The sequence below is a fragment of the Streptomyces sp. NPDC044106 genome, from assembly GCF_056433985.1.
Genome location: NZ_JBWKFZ010000001.1, coordinates 21,520 through 43,389, shown reverse-complemented (window position 1 = coordinate 43,389; position 21,870 = coordinate 21,520). Strand labels below are relative to the sequence as shown.

22 protein-coding genes are annotated in these 21,870 nt (G+C 70.9%); 15 read left to right on the top strand and 7 right to left on the bottom strand.

Annotation, left to right across the window (positions count from 1 at the left end; translation table 11 throughout):
- Window positions 1-15: 15 nt before the first annotated feature.
- On the top strand, window positions 16-972 hold the full coding sequence (gene meaB, locus AC07DI_RS00190; RefSeq protein WP_384248876.1) for a methylmalonyl Co-A mutase-associated GTPase MeaB: 957 nt from the start codon (window positions 16-18) through the stop codon (window positions 970-972).
- A 60-nt stretch (window positions 973-1,032) separates the two neighbouring features.
- Here meaB and AC07DI_RS00185 read toward each other — a convergent pair whose 3' ends face one another.
- Complete coding sequence (locus AC07DI_RS00185; protein ID WP_478901202.1) at window positions 1,033-1,677, bottom strand: PepSY domain-containing protein; 645 nt, start codon at window positions 1,675-1,677, stop codon at window positions 1,033-1,035.
- Window positions 1,678-1,827: 150 nt separating this feature from the next.
- On the opposite strand from AC07DI_RS00185, the gene AC07DI_RS00180 reads away from it, so the two are divergent.
- Both AC07DI_RS00180 and AC07DI_RS00175 read left to right on the top strand, forming a co-directional pair.
- Window positions 1,828-2,511, top strand: a complete 684-nt coding sequence (locus tag AC07DI_RS00180) for a response regulator transcription factor (RefSeq protein ID WP_478901200.1) — start codon at window positions 1,828-1,830, stop codon at window positions 2,509-2,511.
- The gene (locus tag AC07DI_RS00175; protein ID WP_478901198.1) at window positions 2,508-3,992 is read left to right on the top strand and encodes a sensor histidine kinase; all 1,485 of its coding nucleotides are present in this window, start codon (window positions 2,508-2,510) and stop codon (window positions 3,990-3,992) included. The genes AC07DI_RS00180 and AC07DI_RS00175 overlap by 4 nt, the downstream gene beginning before the upstream one ends.
- Window positions 3,993-4,023: 31 nt before the next feature.
- Here AC07DI_RS00175 and AC07DI_RS00170 read toward each other — a convergent pair whose 3' ends face one another.
- The 4 genes from AC07DI_RS00170 to AC07DI_RS00155 all read right to left on the bottom strand — a co-directional run bounded on the left by AC07DI_RS00170 (window position 4,024) and on the right by AC07DI_RS00155 (window position 6,712).
- On the bottom strand, window positions 4,024-4,500 hold the full coding sequence (locus AC07DI_RS00170) for a MarR family winged helix-turn-helix transcriptional regulator (protein WP_384248866.1): 477 nt from the start codon (window positions 4,498-4,500) through the stop codon (window positions 4,024-4,026).
- A gap of 118 nt (window positions 4,501-4,618) precedes the next feature.
- Window positions 4,619-5,374, bottom strand: a complete 756-nt coding sequence (locus AC07DI_RS00165; RefSeq protein WP_478901704.1) for an AIM24 family protein — start codon at window positions 5,372-5,374, stop codon at window positions 4,619-4,621.
- Window positions 5,375-5,421: 47 nt separating this feature from the next.
- Entirely contained in the window at window positions 5,422-6,072 is a 651-nt protein-coding gene (locus tag AC07DI_RS00160; protein WP_478901197.1) for an AIM24 family protein, read from the bottom strand.
- A gap of 1 nt (window position 6,073) precedes the next feature.
- Entirely contained in the window at window positions 6,074-6,712 is a 639-nt protein-coding gene (locus tag AC07DI_RS00155) for an AIM24 family protein (protein WP_478901196.1), read from the bottom strand.
- A 164-nt stretch (window positions 6,713-6,876) separates the two neighbouring features.
- Here AC07DI_RS00155 and AC07DI_RS00150 point away from each other — a divergent pair, with 164 nt between their 5' ends.
- The 7 genes from AC07DI_RS00150 to glxA all read left to right on the top strand — a co-directional run bounded on the left by AC07DI_RS00150 (window position 6,877) and on the right by glxA (window position 14,026).
- Complete coding sequence (locus AC07DI_RS00150) at window positions 6,877-7,227, top strand: DUF3817 domain-containing protein (RefSeq protein WP_384248857.1); 351 nt, start codon at window positions 6,877-6,879, stop codon at window positions 7,225-7,227.
- Window positions 7,224-7,517, top strand: coding sequence for an MTH1187 family thiamine-binding protein (locus AC07DI_RS00145; RefSeq protein WP_384248854.1), 294 nt, complete (start codon window positions 7,224-7,226; stop codon window positions 7,515-7,517). Before AC07DI_RS00150 ends, AC07DI_RS00145 begins: the two co-directional genes overlap by 4 nt.
- 197 nt (window positions 7,518-7,714) lie before the next feature.
- Window positions 7,715-8,455, top strand: coding sequence for a hypothetical protein (locus tag AC07DI_RS00140; protein ID WP_478901193.1), 741 nt, complete (start codon window positions 7,715-7,717; stop codon window positions 8,453-8,455).
- Between the two features lie 29 nt (window positions 8,456-8,484).
- Window positions 8,485-9,141: a DUF4166 domain-containing protein gene (locus AC07DI_RS00135; protein WP_384249537.1), complete on the top strand. Its 657-nt coding sequence runs from the start codon at window positions 8,485-8,487 to the stop codon at window positions 9,139-9,141.
- Window positions 9,138-9,791 (top strand): TetR/AcrR family transcriptional regulator, encoded by a 654-nt coding sequence (locus tag AC07DI_RS00130; RefSeq protein ID WP_384248851.1) that lies wholly within the window; start codon window positions 9,138-9,140, stop codon window positions 9,789-9,791. The genes AC07DI_RS00135 and AC07DI_RS00130 overlap by 4 nt, the downstream gene beginning before the upstream one ends.
- A gap of 452 nt (window positions 9,792-10,243) precedes the next feature.
- Window positions 10,244-12,055 (top strand): glycosyltransferase family 2 protein, encoded by a 1,812-nt coding sequence (locus tag AC07DI_RS00125; RefSeq protein WP_478901191.1) that lies wholly within the window; start codon window positions 10,244-10,246, stop codon window positions 12,053-12,055.
- Between the two features lie 3 nt (window positions 12,056-12,058).
- On the top strand, window positions 12,059-14,026 hold the full coding sequence (glxA, locus tag AC07DI_RS00120; RefSeq protein ID WP_478901190.1) for a radical copper oxidase GlxA: 1,968 nt from the start codon (window positions 12,059-12,061) through the stop codon (window positions 14,024-14,026).
- Between the two features lie 197 nt (window positions 14,027-14,223).
- Here glxA and AC07DI_RS00115 read toward each other — a convergent pair whose 3' ends face one another.
- Together AC07DI_RS00115 and AC07DI_RS00110 are read right to left on the bottom strand one after the other, a co-directional pair.
- On the bottom strand, window positions 14,224-15,249 hold the full coding sequence (locus AC07DI_RS00115) for a glycoside hydrolase family 6 protein (RefSeq protein ID WP_478901188.1): 1,026 nt from the start codon (window positions 15,247-15,249) through the stop codon (window positions 14,224-14,226).
- A gap of 62 nt (window positions 15,250-15,311) precedes the next feature.
- Window positions 15,312-16,313 carry an ArsR/SmtB family transcription factor gene (locus tag AC07DI_RS00110; RefSeq protein WP_384248840.1) on the bottom strand — a complete coding sequence of 334 codons (1,002 nt, stop codon included), beginning with the start codon at window positions 16,311-16,313 and terminating at the stop codon, window positions 15,312-15,314.
- Between the two features lie 83 nt (window positions 16,314-16,396).
- Here AC07DI_RS00110 and AC07DI_RS00105 point away from each other — a divergent pair, with 83 nt between their 5' ends.
- From AC07DI_RS00105 to AC07DI_RS00085, 5 genes are all read left to right on the top strand, one after another.
- Window positions 16,397-17,722: an MFS transporter gene (locus tag AC07DI_RS00105; protein WP_478901186.1), complete on the top strand. Its 1,326-nt coding sequence runs from the start codon at window positions 16,397-16,399 to the stop codon at window positions 17,720-17,722.
- Between the two features lie 10 nt (window positions 17,723-17,732).
- On the top strand, window positions 17,733-18,242 hold the full coding sequence (locus tag AC07DI_RS00100; RefSeq protein ID WP_384248835.1) for a MarR family winged helix-turn-helix transcriptional regulator: 510 nt from the start codon (window positions 17,733-17,735) through the stop codon (window positions 18,240-18,242).
- 68 nt (window positions 18,243-18,310) lie between these two features.
- Entirely contained in the window at window positions 18,311-18,643 is a 333-nt protein-coding gene (locus tag AC07DI_RS00095; RefSeq protein ID WP_384248833.1) for a DUF3817 domain-containing protein, read from the top strand.
- 85 nt (window positions 18,644-18,728) lie between these two features.
- On the top strand, window positions 18,729-20,429 hold the full coding sequence (locus AC07DI_RS00090) for an acyl-CoA mutase large subunit family protein (RefSeq protein WP_478901184.1): 1,701 nt from the start codon (window positions 18,729-18,731) through the stop codon (window positions 20,427-20,429).
- Window positions 20,430-20,771: 342 nt separating this feature from the next.
- Window positions 20,772-21,863, top strand: coding sequence for an alpha/beta fold hydrolase (locus AC07DI_RS00085; RefSeq protein WP_384248827.1), 1,092 nt, complete (start codon window positions 20,772-20,774; stop codon window positions 21,861-21,863).
- Window positions 21,864-21,870 lie beyond the last annotated feature (7 nt).

The following is a 21,870-nucleotide window of genomic DNA, read 5'->3' as shown; positions in this document are numbered from 1 at the left end:
GTGAACGGAGCTGTGATGCAGGACGTCCCCTCCCTGGTGGCGCAGGCCCGCGAGGGCAGGCCGCGGGCCGTGGCCCGGCTGATCTCACTGGTCGAGGGGGCGTCACCGCAACTGCGGGAAGTGATGGCCGCGCTGGCGCCGCTGGCCGGCCACGCGTACGTCGTCGGCCTCACCGGATCGCCAGGTGTCGGCAAATCGACATCGACGTCCGCGCTCGTGAGCGCCTACCGCAAGACCGGCAAGCGGGTCGGCGTGCTCGCCGTCGACCCCTCCTCGCCCTTCTCCGGCGGCGCGCTCCTCGGCGACCGGGTGCGGATGTCGGACCACGCGTCCGACCCCGGCGTCTACATCCGCTCCATGGCCACCCGCGGCCACCTCGGCGGGCTCGCCTGGGCCGCGCCGCAGGCCATCCGGGTGCTCGACGCCGCGGGCTGCGACGTGATCCTCGTCGAGACCGTCGGCGTCGGCCAGTCCGAGGTGGAGATCGCCTCGCAGGCGGACACCTCGGTCGTGCTCCTCGCCCCCGGCATGGGCGACGGCATCCAGGCGGCGAAGGCCGGAATCCTGGAGATCGGTGACGTGTACGTCGTCAACAAGGCGGACCGCGACGGCGCCGACGCGACCGCTCGCGAGCTGAACCACATGCTGGGCCTCGGCGAGTCCCGCGGGCCCGGCGACTGGCGCCCGCCCATCGTCAAGACGGTCGCGGCGCGCGGCGAGGGCGTCGACGAGGTCGTCGAGGCGCTGGAGAAGCACCGGGCGTGGATGGAGGAGCGGGGGGTCCTCGGCGAGCGCCGGGTCGCCCGCGCCTCCCACGAGGTCGAGACGATCGCCGTCACGGCCCTGCGCGAGCGCATCGGCTCGCTCCACGGCGACCTGCGGCTGTCCGCGCTCGCGGAGCGGATCGTGGCGGGGGAGCTGGACCCGTACACGGCCGCGGACGAACTGGTCGAGGGGCTCACAGAGGGCTAGGGCATACGGGAACGGCCCGGACCTGAGGTCCGGGCCGTGGTGCTGCGAGGGTGTTCCGTATCAGTCGTCGGAGCCGTCGTCGTTTTCGTCCTGGTCGTCCGAGTGGTCCGCGGTGACCTTGCCCGTCCTCAGGTGGACGTTGTACTCGGACTCGGCGCCCTTCGCGCCGGTCGTCTCCACGTTCCAGGCGGTCGCCGTGCCGTCGTCGTCCAGGTCCACGGAGGTCACCGTGCCCTTGTCGGCGCCGGCCTTCGCGGCGTCCACGGCGCTGACGGAGGCGCCCTTCAGGGCGGAGTTCAGCCGGGCCGCGTCGGCGGCGTCGTCACCGTCGTCGTCGTTCTCCGTCCAGGAGCCCAGGACCTTGCCGGTGCCCGGGTCGACCTCGACGCTGTGCCACGTCCTGCCGTTCAGAATGTCGACATCCCAGACCAGGCCGCCGTCCTCGTCGTCGAGCTCGGCGGAGACAGCGGTGCCCTTGGTGTCCGCGAGGGCCGCCTTGATGGCGTCGGCGGCGGTCACCTCGGCGGCCTTCGCCTCGGCGCGGTCGTCGTCCCCGTCGCCGCCCTGGCGGTCGCGGTCCTTCAGCTGGACGCTCGACTTGCTCGCGGCGCCGTCGTCGTCACCGCCGAGCGCGAAGGCCGTGGCGGTGCCGCCGCCGATCAGGGCCGCGGCGGCGACGGTGGCGATGACGATGTTGCGCTTCATGAGGGTCCTCCCGAGGAAGTGGGCGGTGCGGGCGGCGGCCCGGAGCCGCCGCCGTTCGCTTTCGACGAGGACCAATCTGGCGGAGCGATCCTGAACGCACGCTGAAGCCGCCTGAAGAACTCTTCAGGTTCGCTCTGCCACCCTGAGCGCATGCGTTTGCTGATCGTCGAGGACGAGAAAAGGCTGGCCCTGTCGCTCGCCAAGGGCCTGACCGCCGAGGGCTACGCCGTCGACGTCGTCCACGACGGTGTCGACGGACTGCACCGGGCGAGCGAGGGCACGTACGACCTGGTGATCCTCGACATCATGCTGCCCGGCATGAACGGCTACCGCGTCTGCTCCACGCTGCGCGCGGCGGGCCACGACGTGCCGATCCTGATGCTCACGGCCAAGGACGGCGAGTACGACGAGGCCGAGGGCCTCGATACCGGCGCGGACGACTACCTCACCAAGCCCTTCTCGTACGTCGTCCTGGTGGCCCGTGTGAAGGCGCTGCTGCGCCGCCGCGGCAACGCGGGCCCCTCCCCGGTCCACATCATCGGCGACCTGAAGATCGACACGGCCGCGCGCCGCGTCTTCCGCGGCGAGGGCGAGGGGGCCGGAGAGAGCGAAGTCGTCCTCACGGCAAAGGAGTTCGCGGTCCTGGAGCAGCTGGTCCTGCGCGCCGGTGAGGTCGTCTCCAAGGGCGACATCCTGGAGCACGTCTGGGACTTCGCGTACGAGGGCGACCCCAACATCGTCGAGGTGTACGTGAGCACGCTGCGGCGCAAGCTCGGCGCGGCCCTCATCAAGACCGTGCGCGGCGCCGGATACCGCCTCGAGGCCCCGCGATGAGGAGGCTCTTCGGATCGGTGCGGGCCAGGGCCACGCTCGGCGCGAGCCTGGTCGTCGCCCTCGCCCTGGTCGCCGCGGGCGCCGCCGTGCTGCTCTCGCTGCGGGCCAACCTCACCGACCAGGCCGAGTCCCGGGCCGACTCCGCCGCCCGCAAGGTCGCCTCCCAGCTCGCCTCGGGCCGTCCTTACGCCGACCTCGACCTGCCGGACGACGAGGAGGAGCCCGTCCAGGTCGTCGACGAGGACAACAGGCTCGTCGCCGCGAGCGACGACTTGGAGAAGATCAGCGGTACCGGCGTGAACGCGGTCGAGCCCGGCCGCGCGGCTCCCGGCGGGGCTGCTGAGGGCGGTGAGAAGGGGGAGACGGGTGACAAGGGGGAGACGGACGAGAGGGACGGGACAGGTGAGGCCGATGACGAGGCGCCCGAGCCCGGCGACATCGAGGATGAGACCAGGTTCACCGACGGCACCGCCACCGTCGACGGCGAGAGCTCCGACTTCCGCTTCGCCGCCGTCGAGGTGAGCACGGAGACCAAGGGCGACCTGACGGTCTACGCGGGCGGCTCCCTGGCCAGCCGCGAGAGCGCGGTCTCCACGGCGCTGACGACCATGCTGATCGGCTTCCCGCTGCTCCTCGCGGTCGTCGCCGGTGTCACCTGGCTGGTGACGCGGCGCGCGCTGCGCCCGGTGGGCGCGATCACCGCCGAGATGTCCGCGATCACCGCCTCGGAGGATCTGGCGCGCCGGGTGCCCGAGCCGGACACGCACGACGAGATCGCCTGGCTCGCCCGCACCACGAACGAGACGCTCACCGCCCTGCAGACCTCGGTGGAGCGCCAGCGCCGCTTCGTGGCGGACGCCTCGCACGAGCTGCGCAGCCCCATCGCCTCGCTGCGCACCCAGCTCGAAGTGGGCGCGGCCCACCCGGAGCTGCTGGACGTGGACGGCGCCGTCGAGGACACCGTGCGGCTCCAGGAGCTCGCCGCGGACCTGCTCCTGCTGGCCAGGCTCGACGCGGGGGAGAAGCCGGGCAGCGCCCCCGTCGACCTGGAGGCCCTCGTCCGCGAAGAGCTCCCGCAGCGCATCCGGGACCGCTTCGACGTGCACATGGATCTGAAGAGCGTCGACGTGGCGGGCTCCCGCGGCCAACTGGCCCGGGTGCTCGGCAATCTCCTGAACAACGCCCAGCGGCACGCCCGCTCCCGCGTCACGGTCACCACCCGGCGCGAGGGTGCCTGGGCGGTCCTCGAGGTGTCCGACGACGGAAGCGGCGTGCCGGAGGGCGAACGCGAGCGGATCTTCGAACGCTTCGTACGTCTCGACGACGCCCGGACCCGCGACGAGGGCGGGGCCGGTCTCGGCCTCGCCATCGCGCGGGATGTCGCGGTGCGCCACGGCGGCACGCTCACGGTGCGGGAGGCACCGTCCGGTGGTGCGCTCTTCGAACTCCGGCTGCCCGGCCCTCAGTCGTCGGCGGAGTGAGGGGCGTCGCGGCCGGCCGCGGTGGAGTGGGTCAGGGCTTGCCGCGCTGGGAGCGCAGATGCTCCGCGATCGGGGCCAGGGCGCTGCGCAGATCGTCGAGGGCCTCGGCGGAGATGAGGTCGACGAAGTGCCGCCGCACGGAGGCGACGTGGTGCGGAGCCACCTTCTGCATGGTCTCCATGCCCTCCTCGGTGAGTACGGTGTAGAGGCCGCGCCGATCGGACTCGCAGTTCTCGCGACGCACCAGGCCCGCGTTCTCCATGCGGGTGATCTGGTGGGAGAGGCGACTCTTGGACTGCAGGGTGGCGGCGGCAAGATCGCTCATACGCATCCGCAGCTCTTCCGATTCGGAGAGATACACGAGAATGTCGTAGTCGTTCATGGTCAGGTTGAACGGCTGAAGGTCCTTTTCGAGCTGATATGTCAGCATCCGGTTGACCTCCACGTGGGTGCGCCAGGCGCACTGTTCCTCGTCGGTCAGCCACTGCGGGGCCGTCTCGGTCTCCATGGAATCGATTCTACCTAAGAAGTTGAAAGGTGAACGAATGGTGGGTTGTGACACACCTCGCAACCCCTGCCTCTCGGAGGGGCACAGGCGTTCGCCGTCACACTCCGCAGACTACCGCTCACAGCCCGAAGCGACGCTGGAGGTCCCCCAGTTGTCCGGGAAGGCGCGGTGCGCCGGACTGGGGGGCCGGTTGTCCCGGAGCGGCCCGTCCGCCCGGCACGCCCGCCTGGTTCGGCACCTCTCCCGCGGCCCGCTCGGGCATCAGCGCCTCCGAGGACTGGAGCAGCACCGTGCCGGCGCCCACGAACTCGAACTGGTGCTCCTCCCCGGAGGTGCCGCCGATGCCGGTCAGTGCTCGCACGCCTCCGATCACGCCCGTGAGGTATCCGTGGTCGTAGTGGTGACATGGTGAAGGGCAGTCGGCCCACCCCACGAGCGCCTGTGGATCGACGCGGACGGGGGGCTCCATGAAGACCACCGGGCCGTTCGAGGCGGCGACGAACTTGCCCGTGCCGATGAGCGTCAGAAAGCCCGGAACGATCGACTGCTTCAACGCGAGAGTTGGCTGAAAAGCGAGGAGGTTGCCGGAGCGAATGGTCAGGTTGCCCTCTTCCAAGTCATACGAATTCACGTCGAAGGCCCGGTCGGCGAGGAGCATCTTGCCCTGGCCGTCCGCCACCACCCAGTCGCTTGCGTGCAGCGGCGAATGGAAACTGGTCCGGACCAGGCGGTCGAGCCGGCCGTGCCCGATGCCGTTGAACTCCATCCGCCCGTAGTAGGCGATCATCTTCCCCTTCTGCAGGAACCACTGGCTCCCCTTGAGCTCCACGCAGAAGGTGTACGGATTGACGTTGTCGTCGCTCGGCAGCGTCATGGGGTCGAAGACGGCGGGGGCTCCCGCGGGGGTCGAGACGTTGGGGTTCACAGCTTGTCCTCCGAAGCCTGGACGTACACCGCGCCGCTCCCCGAAAGCTCCAGCTGGAAGGCCTCTCCTGAGCCGCGGCCCACCATGTCGCGCCAGCCGAGCGCCGTGGAGAGCTCGTTGCGCACGTCGCCGTGGTGCGCGACATACGCCTGCGGGTCGACGTGCACCGGGCGCTGCGGGGTGATCGGCACCTCAATGACGCCGCCGTGCGCCATGACGGCGACCGCGCCGTGACCCTTCAGGGTGGTCGTGAACAGGCCCTGGCCGCTGACCTGGCCGCGCACCATGCCCATGACGCCGCCCTGCGATCCCATGAACATCGTGCCCTGCTGGAGCGTGCCGTCGAAGGCGAGCAGCCGGTCGGCCTCGACGTACAGCGTGTCTCCGGAGAGGCCGATCACCTGGATGTGGTGGCCGCCGTGCCCGAAGAGGACCGTGCCGCTGCCCTCGACGGTCATCAGGGGGGTGGCCTCGCCGGCGACGCGGCGGCCGATCATGGAGGCGAGTCCGCCCTGGCCGCCCTGGATGTTCGGGGTGAAGGAGACGTCGCCCTTGTAGGCGAGCATGGCGCCGCGCTGGCTGAAGATCTTGGCGCCGGGCTGCAGCGTGGCCTCGATCATCTTCGAGTTGATCTCTCGGAACGGCATCTCAGACGCCCCCCGCGATCGTGGTGCGCTCACTGGGCTGGACGTAGACGAGGCCGTCGCCCTCGAAGCGGATCTGGAAGGCCTCGCCGCCGCCCTCGCCCATGAAGGTGCGCAGGGTGGCGCCCGACTGGAAGCTCTGGCGGACGTCCCCCTGGTGCGCGATGTACGCCCCCGGGTCCACCGTCAACGGATACTGCCGGGAGACGCGCAGCACCACCGCGGGTCCGTCGGAGATGATCGCCGCCTGCCCGGTGCCCTCGACGGTCGTCGTGAACAGCCCGTTCCCCTGGGTCGCGCCGCGCAGGCCGGTGAAGGTGGTGCCGGTGCGCAGACCGGCGTCGGTGCAGAGCAGATTGCTCGCCTCGACGTGGAGCTTCTCGCCCTGCAGCCGCACCAGGTTGATCTCCGTCGCGCGGTCGGCGAACCAGCAGGTGCCGTGCCCCTTCACCTCCATCACCGTCATCTGCTCGCCGGTGACGCGGCGGGTCACCATCCCGCGTATCCCCTCGCCGCCGCCGGTCATCTTCTTGAAGGCCATCTGGCCGTCATAGGCGACCATCGAGCCGTTCTTCGCCTTCACGGCGTCGCCGGTCATGTCGACGGCGAGCACCCTGCTGCCCTGGAGCCGGAATGTAGCCACGAATCGACGGTAGCCGTGGCGTACCCGTCCAGAACAGGGTGAAGGGCCCTGAGCGAACCCCGAGAAGACCCCGATGTCACAATGGGGGTCGCTTGTGCGTCCGTTCACAAGATCGGCGCGACCGAGCCCGCCCCTCCCGCCGCCCCACCCACCGAAGGTGACCCGTGGACATCAAGACCGCCTCCGCCCTCCGCCGCCTCCGCCTGGTCTCCGTGCCCGAGGGCATCTCCTGGATCGTGCTGTTGGTCTGCACGATCATCAAGTACACGGTCGCCGAGGGCTTCAACGTCGCCCCGGTGCTCGGGCCGATCCACGGCGTGCTGTTCATCCTGTACGTGATCTTCTGGCTCGACGCCTGGAACCGTACGAAGTGGGACGCGAAGACGGGTGCCCTGTACTTCGCGTTCTCGATCATCCCCGGCGGCGGGTTCATGGCGGAGCGCAAGCTGAAGCGTGCGGCCGAGGCCGCGGTGATCGCCTCGCGCGCCCGCCAGGAAGGGATCGTGAACGCATGATCATCGCCTTCTCCGTGACCCCGCTGGGCGTCGGTGAGGATGTCGGCGAGTACGTCGCCGACGCGGTGCGCGTCGTCCGTGAGTCGGGCCTTCCCAACCGGACCGACGCCATGTTCACGTCCATCGAGGGCGAGTGGGACGAGGTCATGGACGTCGTCAAGCGCGCCGTCGCCGCGGTCGAGGCACGGGCGCCGCGCGTCTCCGTCGTCATGAAGGCGGACATCCGCCCCGGAGTGGCGGACGGCCTCACTTCCAAGGTCGACACGGTGGAGCGCCACCTCTCCGCGTAAGCGACCGTCTCGGCTCCCGAGACGTCCCCGAGACGTCCCCGGAAAGCCCCCACCCTTCGGGCGGGGGCTTTTCTGTGCGCTCACCTCTGCGCTCACCCGCGCGCTCCCTCACCTTGAGCGACCGCTCAAATCCCTGTACCGTCCACTTTGAGCAGTCGCTCAAGACGCTCAAGACATCACTGACGTGGGGGTTCGCCGTGAGTCTGTACATCGAGGCACGGATACGGGCCGATCTCGACGCCCTCTGGGCGCACACTCAGGAGCCCGGCCATCACCAACGCTGGGACCTGCGGTTCACCGAGATCGACTACCTGCCGAGCCGGGACGGGGAGCCCCAGCACTTCCGGTACGCCACGCGCGTGCTGCCCTTCCTGACCGTCGCGGGCACCGGCGTCTCCGCGGGCGAGCGGCGGCGCCCCGACGGCACCAGGACCTCCGCCCTGCGCTTCTCCTCCCCGCACCCGCTCTCCCTCCTGGAGGAGGGCAGCGGCTACTGGCGCTACGTACCTGCGCCGGACGGCGACGGCATCCGCTTCCTCACCGGCTACGACTACCGGCCACGCTGGGGCCGCTTCGGCACAATCGTCGACCGGATGCTCTTCCGCCCCCTGATGGGCTGGGCGACCGCCTGGTCCTTCGACCGCCTGCGGCTCTGGCTGGAGCGCGGCATCACCCCCGAACGCGCCCTGCGCAACGCGCTCGCCGACACCGCCGCCCGCGTCCTCTGCGTCGTGGCCGCGATCCTCCTGGCCCCCCTGACAGCCATCGCCGTGTCCGCCCTGATGCTGTTCCTGCCGCCCCTGCCCACCACCCCGGCGGCCCGCCGCTGCCTGCGCACCCCACCGGCACGCGCGCGTACCCCACGCATCCTCACGACCCTCGCCCCGGCCACCCTCACTCCAGCCACCCTCACCCCGAACGAGGAGCAGCCCTCGTGAAGCAGCACGCGTCGATCTTCCGCACCGCGATGGGCGCCGACTTCGAGCGGCTGCACCCACAGCTCCGGCGCCGCTTCTCCGTCGGCCTCGCTAGCGGCGAGGCCTGCACGGGGCGGGGCGTGATGGACCGCATCTGGCACGGCGGGCGCTTCGTGCGCCCCTTCCTCGCCCTCGGCGGCACCCGCAACATCCTCGTCCCGCGCCAGGGCCGCGACGTCCCCTTCGTCATCGAGAACGTGCCGTACGCCGACACGTACGGCCGTGAGACGGTGACCTTCGTGCGCACCTTCGACCTGCCTGGCGGCCCTCGCCGCTTCGACGCCCAGATGGTCCTCGGCCCCCGGGGCGACCGCGTGCTCGACTACCTCGGCACGCACCAGCACCTCGCCAGCGACCTCCACTTCCGCGCCGAGCCCGACGGCTCGCTGCTCATCCGCTCCGGGGCGCACCGTTTCCGGGAGGGGCCGGTCGACTGCCGGGTGCCCGCACTGATCGGCGGGGACGCGGAGGTGCGCGAGTCCTACGACGACGCGACGGGGCGCTTCCGCATCCGGGTGCGGGTCACCAATCGCCGCTTCGGGCCGCTCTTCGGGTACGAGGGGTCCTTCACGGCGACGTACACCGACGTCCGTACGTGCGGGGTGCGCCCAGGGCTCCGTCCGGTACGCGAGGAGGCCCGCGCGTGAGCGCCGCCAAGGATCAGGACAAGAGTCGGGAGACCCGCACCAAGCTCCTCGACGGCGCGCTGCGGACGCTCACGGAGCAGGGCATCGCCAAGGCGTCGGCGCGGAACATCGCGACGGCCGCGGGGGTCAACCAGGCGCTGGTCTTCTACCACTTCGGCTCCGTCGACGACCTGCTCGCGGCGGCCTGCAGGCACGGTACGGAGCAGCGGGTCTCCCGCTACCGGGAGCGGCTCGCGGAGGTCGGCTCCCTCTCCGAACTGCTCGCCTTCGGCCGCGAGATGCACGTGGAGGAGCGCGAGGCGGGGCATGTCGCGGTCCTCGGCCAGCTCCTCGCCGGCGCGCAGACGCAGCCGAGGCTCGCGGCGGCGACGGCGGCGGGCCTCGCGCTCTGGATCGAGGAGATCGAGAAGGTCCTGATCCGGGTCCTGGCCGCGTCGCCGCTCGGCGAGTTCGTCGACGCGGTGGGACTCGCGCGGGCGGTGGGGGCGTCCTTCGTGGGCATGGAGCTGTACGAGGGCGTCGACCCGGCGGGTACGGAGCGGGCCCTTGACTCCCTGGAGCAGTTGTCCGTCCTGGTGACGGCGGTCGAGGAACTGGGGCCGCTGGCGCAGCGGGCGGTCCGGCACGGGTTGCGCAGGGCGCGGGGCTGAGAGCCTGTGTCATATCCCCGGCCGGGTGGTCGCCGCCTGGCACGCACGCTCGCCGCGTTGCCGAAAAGCCCTAGTAGCTCTTCCCCCAGGCCTGAACGGCCCGGGGGGACCCCCACCGAGGACTTTCCGGCGCCTTGCGATCGCACGCACCAGACGACGCCCACTGATCCGACCGGGGATATGACACAGGCTCTGAGGCCCGTCCGCGTCGCGGGGCGCCGGGGCGAGTCCCGCTCGCCCACCCGTTTGCCCCGCGACGCACAGCGGGCGTAGAGGCATGCCTTCCGCCGCAACCCCGCCAAAACCCCCCAACCTAAAACCCCTCGCACGGGCGAACCCCGTTCGACACGCCGGGGAAACTCCACTTTTGTGAGGGTACGGCCGTATCAGTCGCCTTCGTCGCATCGGCCTGTTCGATTCGTTACCGGATCACCCAGAACCTGGAGGGCGCTGTGCGGCAGCCGGAGGGCTACGACTACGAGACCCACAGCACGCTCGCCGGACCGCTCACGGAGCCGCACGGCGACGACGGAGGGGGCGGGGGGCCTGGACCGTACCGGGTCCGGTACCGCTCGCTCCTGTCCAGCGAACCGCACCGCATACGCGCCGTGCTCCTGATGACCCTGGCGCCCGTGCTCACCGGCATCCTGCTGGTCTACCTCGTCTGGCCCACCCACTGGACCGAACGCGAGGGCGGCGACCGCTGGCTGATCGGCCTGGACGTCACGATGCTCGTGGCGATCGGCCTGATCGAGCTCTTCATGCTGGTCAACGTCGTATCCATCGCCCACGCCACGATGGTCGCGAGGGACCCGATACCCGTGGTCCCCGAGCCCGGCACCCGCGTCGCCTTCCTCACCACGTACGTGCCGGGCAAGGAGCCCCTGTCCATGGTCAGGGCGACCCTGGAGGGCGCCGTCCGGGTCCACCACCCCGGCCCCCTCGACGTATGGCTCCTGGACGAGGGGAACACCCCCGAGGCTAAGGCCCTCTGCGAGGAACTCGGCGTGCGGCACTTCACGCGCTACGGGGTGGCGGAGTGGAACCGCGAGAAGGGGCCGCACAAGGCCCGCACCAAGCACGGCAACTACAACGCCTGGCTGGCGCTCCACCACGCCGAGTACGACTTCTTCGCCTCGGTCGACACCGACCACGTCCCGCTCCCCGACTTCCTGGAGCGGATGATGGGCTACTTCCGCGACCCGGACGTCGCGTTCGTCGTCGGGCCCCAGGTCTACGGGAACTACACGACGCCCGTCACCAAGGCCGCCGAGTCCCAGCAGTTCCTCTTCCACGCGCTCATCCAGCGCGCGGGCAACCGCTACCGCGCCCCCATGTTCGTCGGCACGAACAACGTCGTACGGATCAGCGCGCTCACCCAGGTGGGCGGCCTGCACGACTCGGTCACTGAGGACATGGCGACGGGCTTCGAGCTGCACCGCCACCGCAACCCCGCGACGCGGCGGCACTGGCGCTCGGTCTACACCCCCGACGTGCTGGCCGTCGGCGAGGGCCCGGCCTCCTGGACGGACTTCTTCACCCAGCAGATGCGCTGGTCGCGCGGCACGTACGAGACGCTGTTCAAGCAGTACTGGAAGGCGCCGTTCACCATGCCGCCCGGACGCCTCTTCTCGTACTCGCTGATGCTCGTGTACTACCCCATGACGGCCGTCAACTGGCTGCTCGGCGTGCTCAGCTGTGTGCTGTTCCTGTGGTTCGGGGCCAGCGGCACCCAGGTCGCCGCATCGGTCTGGCTGATGCTGTACAGCGACGCGGCGGCCCTCCAGGTCGGCCTCTACCTCTGGAACCGGCGGCACAACGTCTCCCCGCACGAGCCGGAGGGCTCCGGCGGACTCGCGGGCATGGCGATGTCGGCGCTCTCCGCGCCCATCTACGCCAAGTCGCTCGGCGCCGCGCTGCTGCGCCGCCCCAGCCGCTTCGTGGTCACCCCCAAGGGCGGCGACGCCAGCCCGGACCGGCTGCTCACCTTCCGTATCCACCTCTTCTGGGCGGTGGTGCTGATCAGTTCGCTCGTCGCCTCCTTCGTGCTCGGCCACACCCATGTGGCGATGCGCACCTGGGCGGTCCTCGCGACGGTCATCTCGCTCGCGCCGGTCTCGATCTGGGCCTTCTCGCTGGTCAAGGAGCGCAGGGAGGCCCGGCAGGAGCGGCCCGCCGCCCTGCTCGGCGAAGACGCGGACGTACATGTGGAGGGCGATCCTGAGCCCGCGTTCGCCTCCGGCACGACGACAGGAGGGAACTGACTTATGGCCTACCGCCCCTCGAAGCGCACCAGGAAGACGCTGTTCGGAGTCGGCGCGGGCGCACTCCTGGTGGGACTGAACGCCCCCGCCGCGCTCTCCTTCGCCGAGGAGCAGTACTACGAGTACAAGATCTCCCGGCCCGGCTACAAGGCGAAGTACGGCTCCTGGAAGCAGGTCGACATCCCCGAGGAGTTCCGCACCAACGCCATCCACGCCGCGCTGCTGCACACGGGCAAGGTGCTGATCGTCGCCGGCTCGGGGAACGAGCAGAAGAAATTCGACGCGGGGTCGTTTGACACGATCCTGTGGGACCCGAAGAAGGACACCTTCAAGAAGATCGACACGCCCGAGGACTTCTTCTGCTCCGGGCACGCCCAGCTCCCCGACGGGCGCCTGCTGGTGGCCGGCGGCACCGCGCGCTACGAGCGGCTCGACGGCGAGGTGGAGCGGGCGGGCGGCGGGATGCGGGTGAAGAACGAGAACCCGGACAGACCGGTGGTCCTGAAGAAGGGCACCAAGTTCCGTTCGCCGTCCGGTGTCGAGTACGTCAGCAAGTTCGACGTCGAAGTGCCCAAGGCCAAGCGGAACTTCGAGATCACGTACTCCAAGTCCGGTGTGATGCAGCCCTGGAAGACGAAGATCAAGGCGAGCGAGACGCGCGTCTTCGTGGAGGCGGTCGAGAGCGGCGAGCAGTCGGTCACCGAGAAGTCGGCGCAGTACGAGATCGAGGGTCTCACCGGCGACGAGGCCGACAACACCTACGGCATCGCCGAGAAGATCGACATGGAGAAGCAGGACTTCCAGGGGATCAAGGCGGCGTACGAGTTCGACCCGAAGGCCGAGAAGTACCTGCCCGTCGACCCGATGAAGAAGGCCCGCTGGTACCCGACCCTGGTCGGTCTCGCGGACGGCAAGGTGCTCGCGGTCTCCGGCCTCGACGACGTGGGCGTCATCGACCCGGGCGACAACGAGATCTACGACCCGAGGACGAAGAAGTGGTCGGACGGGCCCAAGCGGTACTTCCCGACGTACCCCGCGCTCTTCCTCACCAAGGGTGGCAAGCTCTTCTACCCGGCGTCGAACGCGGGCTACGGGCCGGCCGAGAAGGGCCGGGAGCCTGGCCTGTGGGACCTGAGGACGAACACGTTCGCGAAGGTCCCGGGCCTTGAGGACCTCGACCAGACCGAGACCTCGGCGTCCGTGCTCCTTCCGCCCGCGCAGGACCAGAAGGTGATGGTCCTGGGCGGCGGGGGAGTGGGCGAGTCGAAGAAGGCGACGAGCCGCACGGCCGTGATCGACCTCAAGGACGAGAACCCGTCCTTCAAGACCGGGCCCGAACTCCCGCAGGGCACGCGGTACCTCAACAGCGTGCTCATGCCGGACGACTCGGTCTTCACGTCCAACGGCTCACGGGACTACCGCGGCCGCAGCGCGAGCAACGTCCTCAAGGCGCAGTTCTACGACCCGAAGACGAACGAGTTCCGCGAGGCCGCGTCTCCCAAGGTGGGCCGCAACTACCACTCCGAGGCGCTGCTGCTGCCCGACGGCCGGGTCGCCACCTTCGGCTCCGACCCGCTCTACGACAACCAGCAGAACACCAAGCTCGGCCACTTCGAGCAGCGCATGGAGATCTTCACGCCGCCCGCGCTGCACAAGGGCGGCGCGAGCCGCCCGGTGCTCGGTGAGGGCCCCGAGCAGTTGGCGGCGGACGGCCGCGCGACGTTCAGGACCGAGCACCCCGGGACCATCGCGTCGGCCCGGCTGATGCGTCCGAGCGCGGTGACGCACACGACGGACGTCGAGCAGCGTTCGATCGCGCTGGGACTCACCAGGGGCAAGGGCTCGGTGACGGTGGCCGTGCCGCAGGGCGACACGGCGCTGGTGCCGCCCGGCTGGTACATGCTCTTCGTGACGGACAAGGACGGCACGTCGTCCGAGGCGAAGTGGATCCATGTCGGCACGGAGGGCTGACCGGCCCGCCCCGTACCGAAGGCCACCGGCTCTCAGAGCCTGTGTCATATCCCCGGCCGGGTGGGCGTCGTCTGGCACGCACGCTCGCCGCGTTGCCGAAAAGCCCTAGTAGCTCCGCTACAAGGACTTCCCGGCGCCTTGCGATCGCACGCACCAGACGACGCCCACTGATCCGACCGGGGATATGACACAAGCTCTCAGGCCTGCTTGGCGTTGCGCGCGAGGCCCAGCGCGTAGTCCGGCCACCACTGCCCGGCGGCCGGGCCGCCCCGGCACGGGCCGTCCGAGTCGCCGGGACGCTTGATCCACAGGACGGCGTCGAGCAGCGGATCGCCCGTGCGGTCGGTCGGCGGGGTGCCGAGGCCCCGGCCTGGCGGGTTGCACCAGGCGTCCTGGCGGTCGCCGGCCAGCGGCCCCCTGCCGTTGCGGCTGGTGTCCATGACGAAGTGCTTGCCGTCGACGGTGGCCGACAGCGTGCGGCCGTACGCCTTGGTCTTCTCGTCGCCCTGGAAGTTGGAGACGTTCAACGAGAAGCCGTCGGCCTGGGCGACGCCCGCCTTCTGGAGCGGCTCGGTGAGCTTGTGGGCGTCGCTGATCCAGCCGGGGTTGCCCGCGTCCAGGTAGACCTTCACCTTCGGCTGCCGCTTGAGCCGCTGGATCGCCTCGGAGAGCAGCTGGTAGCGCTCCGCGTGGTACTCGGCGGGGGTGCAGCCGTCGGCGATGTGCGGGATCGCGTCGGGCTCCAGGACGACCAGGGCGGGCGCCCGGCCGATCGAGTCGGCGAAGGTGTCCACCCAGCTCCGGTACTGGTCCGCGCCGCCCGCGCCGCCCGCGGAGTGCTGACCGCAGTCGCGGTGCGGGATGTTGTACGCGACGAGCACGGCGGTGCGGCCCTCCTTCGCCGCGCCCTTCGTCGCCTCCTCGATGTCGGGCCGGGGATCGTCACCGGCGGGCCAGAGCGCCACGGGCCGCTCGGAGATGCGCCGGAGCGCCGCGGCGTCCTTGGCGCGCCCCTGCCGCTCCCACTGCTCGACCTGGCGTGCGGCGGCGCTGTCGGGGTCGACCCAGAAGGCGCCCGCGGACCGCGGGGCCGAGCCGGTGGCGGCGGCACGTTCGGCGGCCTCGTCCGCGCCGGATCCGGCGGAGTCCGATGAGCAGCCGGCCGGGAGCCCGAGGGCGGCGAGGGCCGCGAGTGCCGTGAACGTGCGGAGCAGCCGGTGCATCCAGCCCCCTTTGGGCGATGTGACGTGACGGGCAGTCAGCCCGGCAATCGTTACATAGAGGACTAATCAAGCTCTTGTGCCACACCGCCCCCGGTGCAGAGCGCGATGCCGAGCGGCGTGCACTCGTAGAACACCCGGTGCCCGTACCGCCGCGACACCAGCAGCCCGGCGCCCCGCAACGCCGACAGATGCGCCGACACCGACGACGGCGCGAGCCCGAGCCGGTGTGCGAGGCCCGACGTGGTGTCCGGTGTGACGAGCGCGGCGAGCACCGCGGCCCGGCCCCGGCCCAGGAGCCGTACGAGCGGCTCGGGCGTACGGTCGTCCGGCTCGGCCCACAGCGCCGCGATGCCCCGCACCGGATAGGCCAGCGCCGGCTGCCACGGCGGCTCGAAACCGCTGACCACGTCCGGCCACGAGAACACGCTCGGGATCAGCACGAGGCCCTGCCCCGAAAGCGCCCGCGCGTGCTCGCCCCGCCACTCCACGGTGAGCGTCCCCTCGTCCCACGACAGGCGCCGGTCGAGCTCCGGAAGCAGCCCGCCGAGCCCCACCTCCGCGAGCCGCCGCGAGTGGTAGGCGACATCCGCCTCGAGGAGCGTGCGCAGCCGCGGCCACTCCGGCTCGACGAGGGTGTGCCAGGCGGCCTCCATGGCGTCCGCCAGCTCCCGCACGGCGCCCACCGGGTCGGCGAGCAGCGCCCGCCCCTTCGGCGTCTCGGCCGCGCCCGGTGTACAGGCGAGCGCCCGCGCCAGGTCGTCCGCGGCGGCCACCGGATCGGCCGCGCGGACCCCCGCGATCTCCTCCTCGAAACGGGCGGCGGGACCGATCGGCGGCGGCCCGAGGAAGTCGGGGAAATGCCCGCGCTGCGGCATCAGGAGCCACAGCGCGGAGAGGTCGAGCCCGCGGCCCGCCGCCCGGATCCGGCGCAGCCACCGCGGGTGGTACGTCTGCCGGTCGGGCCGCTTGAGCGTCCGTACGGCCTCCTGCGTCTCCCACAGCGGCGACACCGCGAACCGGCAGCGCAGCAGATCGTCCCGGCCGAAGTGCAGATGGAACGGCACGCCGACGCCTCCCGCCGAGGCCCGAAGATTCGCCCTGGCCCGAAACTCTAGGGCAGGGCGCCCGCCCGCGTGAGGCTGCCGACATGCCCCGAACCCGGTCCACACCCGCCGGCGCATCGCCCGGCTACGCCCGCGTCTTCGCCGTGCGCGAGTTCCGTGCCGTCTTCGTCGCGCACGCCTTCTCGCTGCTCGGCGTCGTCGTCAGCGAGATCGCCCTGACCGTGCTGGTCTACGGACTCACCGGATCACCGCTGCTCAGCGCGCTCACCTTCGCGCTCGGCATGCTGCCCTACCTCATCGGTGGGACCCTCCTGTCCGGCATCGCCGACCGCTTCCCGCCCCGGCGGGTGCTCGTCCTGTGCGACATGGCGTGCGCCGGGTGCGCCGCACTCATGGCGCTGCCCACGACGCCCGTCGCCGCACTGCTGGCGCTGCGCTGCGCCATCGCCCTCGTCTCGCCGGTCTTCAACGGCACCCGGATGGCGACCCTCACCGACATCCTCGGCGACGGCGACCTCTTCGTCCTCGGCCGCTCCCTGCTGCGCATCGTCTCGCAGAGCTCCGTCCTGGCCGGGTTCGGACTCGGCGGCGTACTCCTCACCTTCGTGACGCCGCGCGCCGCCCTCGCCATCACCGTCTGCACGTTCACGCTCTCGGCGCTGGTGCTGCGGTGCGGGACGCGGCGGCGGCCCGCACGCGAGGGCGAGGGCGATGGCGGGGGCGGGGCGCTCGTGCGGTACTCGCTGAGCGGTGCCCGCCGGGCCCTCGGCGACCGGCGCGTGCGGGCCCTGCTGCTGCTCTTCTGGGTGCCGCCGATGTTCCTGGTCGCCCCCGAGGTGCTCGCCGCCCCGTACGCGGACGAGATCGGGATCGGGGTCGGGGGCGTCGGCCTGCTCATGTGCGCCCCGCCGGTGGGCACGGTCGCGGGCGAGCTGTACGCGGGCTCGGTCCTCTCCGCGTCCGCGCGCGCCCGCATCGTGCTGCCGCTCGCCTCGCTCGTGCTTGTCCCGCTCGTGGTGTACGCGTTCACGCCCGGCCTCGTCCCCGCGCTGGCCACCCTCGCGCTCGCCGGGGCCGGATCGGCGTACACGCTGGGCCTCGACCGCTGGTTCGTCGACGCCGTGCCCGAGGAGCTGCGGGGCCGCGCGATGACGGTGCTCACGGCGGGGCTGATGACGGTCCAGGGCCTCGGCATGGCGCTCGCGGGCCTTGCCGCGGAGTTCTGGGCGGTCAGCACGGTCGTCGCGGGGGCGGGGCTGCTCGGCACCGCCTGCTGCCTGCTCCTGGTGCTTGAGGTGCGGCGCACGCGGGACGCCGGGGCGCGGCAGCGGGAACGTGCGGAGGGCGGCGGCCTGGAACGTACGACCGAATCGCGAGACGGGGCTGACCAGCATGTGACCGACGGGTAAGGTCGATGCCGTGCCGAAGCCGCTCAGCCTCCCCTTCGATCCCATCGCCCGCGCCGACGAGCTCTGGAAGCAGCGCTGGGGGTCGGTCCCGGCGATGGGCGCGATCACCTCGATCATGCGCGCGCACCAGATCCTCCTCGCCGAGGTCGACGCGGTCGTCAAGCCGTACGGACTGACCTTCGCGCGGTACGAGGCGCTCGTCCTGCTCACCTTCTCGCAGGCCGGCGAGTTGCCGATGTCGAAGATCGGCGAGCGGCTGATGGTCCACCCGACGTCGGTCACGAACACGGTGGACCGCCTGGTCAAATCCGGCCTGGTCGACAAGCGCCCGAACCCCAACGACGGCCGCGGCACGCTCGCCTCCATCACGGACAAGGGCCGCGAGGTCGTCGAGGCGGCCACCCGCGAGCTGATGGCGATGGACTTCGGGCTCGGGGTGTACGACGCGGAGGAGTGCGGGGAGATCTTCGCGATGCTGCGGCCGTTGCGGGTGGCGGCGGAGGATTTCGAGGAGAGGTAGGAGTCGGCCGTTCCGGTCGGGGCGGGGGCGCTGAAGATCGCGCCAAAAGGGCCGTTACTCTCGATTGCATGAAGAAGAGCGTGCTGACCCGATACCGGGTGATGGCCTACGTCACCGCAGTCATGTTGCTCGTCCTGTGCACCTGCATGGTGTTCAAGTACGGCTTCGACAAGGGGCAGGATCTGACGCTCGTCGTCTCCCAGATCCACGGCGTGCTCTACATCATCTACCTGATCTTCGCCTTCGACCTGGGCTCCAAGGCGAAGTGGCCGTTCGGCAAGCTGCTGTGGGTACTGATCTCCGGCACCATCCCGACCGCCGCGTTCTTCGTCGAGCGCAAGGTCGTCCGTGAGGTCGAGCCGCTGATCGAGAGCGGCTCCCCGGTCACCGCGAAGGCGTAGGGCCCTTCCGACCCACACCGCCACGGGCAAGCCCGTGGCGGTTGGCCATCGACATTTACTAGGACGTCCAAGTAAATTCGACGGTATGGACGCTGAAGCGATCGAGGAAGGCCGCCGACGCTGGCAGGCCCGTTACGACAAGGCCCGCAAGCGCGACGCGGACTTCACCACGCTCTCCGGGGACGAGGTCGACCCCGTGTACGGACCGCGGCCCGCGGACACCTACGAGGGGTTCGAGCGGATCGGCTGGCCCGGTGAGTACCCCTTCACGCGCGGGCTCCACCCGACCGGGTACCGCGGCCGGACCTGGACCATCCGCCAGTTCGCGGGCTTCGGCAACGCCGAGCAGACGAACGAGCGCTACAAGATGATCCTGGCCAACGGCGGCGGCGGCCTCTCCGTCGCCTTCGACATGCCGACCCTCATGGGTCGCGACTCCGACGACCCCCGCTCGCTCGGCGAGGTCGGGCACTGCGGTGTCGCCATCGACTCCGCCGCCGACATGGAGGTCCTCTTCAAGGACATCCCGCTCGGCGACGTGACGACCTCCATGACGATCAGCGGGCCCGCGGTGCCCGTCTTCTGCATGTACCTGGTCGCCGCCGAGCGCCAGGGCGTCGACCCGGCCGTCCTCAACGGCACGCTCCAGACCGACATCTTCAAGGAGTACATCGCGCAGAAGGAGTGGCTCTTCCAGCCCGAGCCGCACCTGCGCCTCATCGGCGACCTGATGGAGCACTGCGCGCGCGACATCCCCGCGTACAAGCCGCTCTCCGTCTCCGGCTATCACATCCGCGAGGCCGGGGCGACGGCCGCGCAGGAGCTCGCGTACACGCTCGCGGACGGCTTCGGGTACGTGGAGCTCGGCCTCTCGCGCGGCCTTGACGTGGACGTCTTCGCGCCCGGCCTCTCCTTCTTCTTCGACGCGCACGTCGACTTCTTCGAGGAGATCGCCAAGTTCCGCGCGGCGCGCCGCATCTGGGCCCGCTGGCTGCGCGAGGAGTACGGGGCGAAGACCGACAAGGCGCAGTGGCTGCGCTTCCACACGCAGACGGCCGGTGTCTCGCTGACCGCGCAGCAGCCGTACAACAACGTCGTACGTACGGCGGTCGAGGCGCTGGCCGCGGTGCTCGGCGGCACGAACTCCCTGCACACCAACGCGTTGGACGAGACCCTCGCGCTGCCCAGCGAGCAGGCCGCGGAGATCGCGCTCCGTACGCAGCAGGTGCTGATGGAGGAGACGGGGGTCGCGAACGTCGCCGACCCGCTCGGCGGCTCCTGGTACATCGAGCAGCTCACCGACCGCATCGAGGCCGACGCGGAGAAGATCTTCGACCAGATCAGGGAGCGGGGGCGGCGGGCCTGCCCCGACGGGCAGCACCCGATCGGGCCGATCACCTCGGGCATCCTGCGGGGCATCGAGGACGGCTGGTTCACCGGCGAGATCGCCGAGTCGGCCTTCCAGTACCAGCGGTCCGTGGAGAAGGGCGACAAGCGGGTCGTCGGCGTCAACTGCCTCGAAGGCTCGGTCACCGGTGACCTGGAGATCCTGCGGGTCAGCCATGAGGTGGAGCGGGAGCAGGTCCGGGACCTCGCGGGGCGCAAGGGGCGGCGTGACGATGCGCGGGTCCGGGCGTCTCTCGACGCCATGCTGGCGGCCGCGCGCGACGGCTCCAACATGATCGTTCCCATGCTGGAGGCGGTTCGGGCGGAGGCGACGCTCGGGGAGATTTGCGGGGTCCTCCGGGAGGAGTGGGGGGTCTACGTGGAGCCGCCGGGGTTCTAGACCGTTCCCTGCCTGCGGGCCGGTGGGGGCTGTTCGCGCAGTTCCCCGCGCCCCTTGAGGGGTGGCCCTGCGTGGTTGCCTGCGGGTGCTCGTGGGGCTGTGGGGGCTCATGTCTGCGAGGGTGCGCGGGGAACTGCGCGGCGAGCCCCCACGGCCCGCAGGTGAGATGGGACGGGCCGGCCCGAGTTCCAGGGGCGCGGGGAACTGTGCGAGCAACCCCCACCCACCCGCAGGCAGCACACATACCCCCGCCCCGCGACCCCCGCCCAAAGTCACAGGTTTAAGGCCCAGGGGCCAGGGCAGGCGCCACGCCGGCCCCCGCCCCCCGCCCCAGGAGAACCCGTGACCTCGACCGGCCACGCCCGCACCGCCGCCATCGCCATCGGAGCCGCCACCGCCACCATCCTCGGCGCGCTGCTCGTGGGCGGTTCCGGCGAGGTGAGTGCGAGCCCGCCGCCCGAGCCGAAGGTGCAGGACGCCTTCGACTCGCTCGGCCCCGAGGTGCACGCGGCCAAGCTCAGGGACGGGCGGACCGCGCACTACTCGGACACTGGCGACAAGGACGGCAAGCCCGTCCTGTTCATCGGCGGCACCGGCACCAGCGCCCGCGCCTCACACATGACGGACTTCTTCCGCACCACCCGCGAGGACCTGGGCCTGCGCCTCATCTCCGTCGAGCGCAACGGCTTCGGCGACACCGAGTTCGACGAGAGGCTGGGCAAGGCCGACTTCGCCGAGGACGCCCTCCAGGTCCTCGACAAGCTCGGCGTCGACGACGTGTCCGTGGTCGCGATATCCGGCGGCGGCCCCTACGCCGCCGAGCTCGCCGCCCGCGCCCCCGAGCGCGTCTCCCAGCTCCACCTCGCCGCCGCCCTCCCCCCGTACGGCACGAAGCCCGCCTACTGCTCCCTCTCCGACGACGCGCTCACCGCCGCGGTCGAGGACCAGATCAAGGACCCGCGCAAGTGGTGGGCCTTCCCCGACGACAGCCCCGTCAAGTCGATCCCCGGCTTCGCCGACACCGCGTACGAAGAGGGCGCGCGCACCTACAACCAGCGCGGGCAGCAGGCCGACCCGGCGCCCCAGGTCCACGAGCAGAGGCTGTACTGCGGCCGCCCGGGACCCGACCTCTCCGAGCTGGACGCCCCCGTCTACCTCTACGGCGGCAAGAAGGACACCACCGTGCCGCCCGCCACGCTGAAGACGTGGCAGGAGGCGCTGCCGGGCGAGGAGCGGGTGCGTACGTACGCCGACTCCGGACACGACGTGCAGTACCGGCACTGGGACCAGATCCTCGTCGACCTGGCCGGACACGGGGACCGCACGGTCGTCTGCAAGGGCGGCAAAACCCGGGTCCTGATGGCCCGCGAGGCCGACCGGCTCGTCGCCAAGGGCAAGGCGGAGCTGGGCAGCTGCGCCTGGGCGAAGAAATAGCCCGACA

What these genes read in the sequence shown, in the direction of transcription:
- meaB (WP_384248876.1), top strand. Translation starts at nt 16, where the DNA reads ATGCAGGACGTCCCCTCCCTGGTGGCGCAGGCCCGCGAGGGCAGGCCG.
- AC07DI_RS00095 (WP_384248833.1), top strand. Translation starts at nt 18,311, where the DNA reads ATGAAGAAGAGCGTGCTGACCCGATACCGGGTGATGGCCTACGTCACC.
- AC07DI_RS00145 (WP_384248854.1), top strand. Translation starts at nt 7,224, where the DNA reads ATGATCATCGCCTTCTCCGTGACCCCGCTGGGCGTCGGTGAGGATGTC.
- AC07DI_RS00175 (WP_478901198.1), top strand. Translation starts at nt 2,508, where the DNA reads ATGAGGAGGCTCTTCGGATCGGTGCGGGCCAGGGCCACGCTCGGCGCG.
- AC07DI_RS00090 (WP_478901184.1), top strand. Translation starts at nt 18,729, where the DNA reads ATGGACGCTGAAGCGATCGAGGAAGGCCGCCGACGCTGGCAGGCCCGT.
- AC07DI_RS00115 (WP_478901188.1), bottom strand. Translation starts at nt 15,249, where the DNA reads ATGCACCGGCTGCTCCGCACGTTCACGGCACTCGCGGCCCTCGCCGCC.
- AC07DI_RS00170 (WP_384248866.1), bottom strand. Translation starts at nt 4,500, where the DNA reads ATGGAGACCGAGACGGCCCCGCAGTGGCTGACCGACGAGGAACAGTGC.
- AC07DI_RS00165 (WP_478901704.1), bottom strand. Translation starts at nt 5,374, where the DNA reads ATGACGCTGCCGAGCGACGACAACGTCAATCCGTACACCTTCTGCGTG.
- AC07DI_RS00185 (WP_478901202.1), bottom strand. Translation starts at nt 1,677, where the DNA reads ATGAAGCGCAACATCGTCATCGCCACCGTCGCCGCCGCGGCCCTGATC.
- AC07DI_RS00180 (WP_478901200.1), top strand. Translation starts at nt 1,828, where the DNA reads ATGCGTTTGCTGATCGTCGAGGACGAGAAAAGGCTGGCCCTGTCGCTC.
- AC07DI_RS00105 (WP_478901186.1), top strand. Translation starts at nt 16,397, where the DNA reads ATGCCCCGAACCCGGTCCACACCCGCCGGCGCATCGCCCGGCTACGCC.
- AC07DI_RS00160 (WP_478901197.1), bottom strand. Translation starts at nt 6,072, where the DNA reads ATGCCGTTCCGAGAGATCAACTCGAAGATGATCGAGGCCACGCTGCAG.
- AC07DI_RS00135 (WP_384249537.1), top strand. Translation starts at nt 8,485, where the DNA reads ATGGGCGCCGACTTCGAGCGGCTGCACCCACAGCTCCGGCGCCGCTTC.
- glxA (WP_478901190.1), top strand. Translation starts at nt 12,059, where the DNA reads ATGGCCTACCGCCCCTCGAAGCGCACCAGGAAGACGCTGTTCGGAGTC.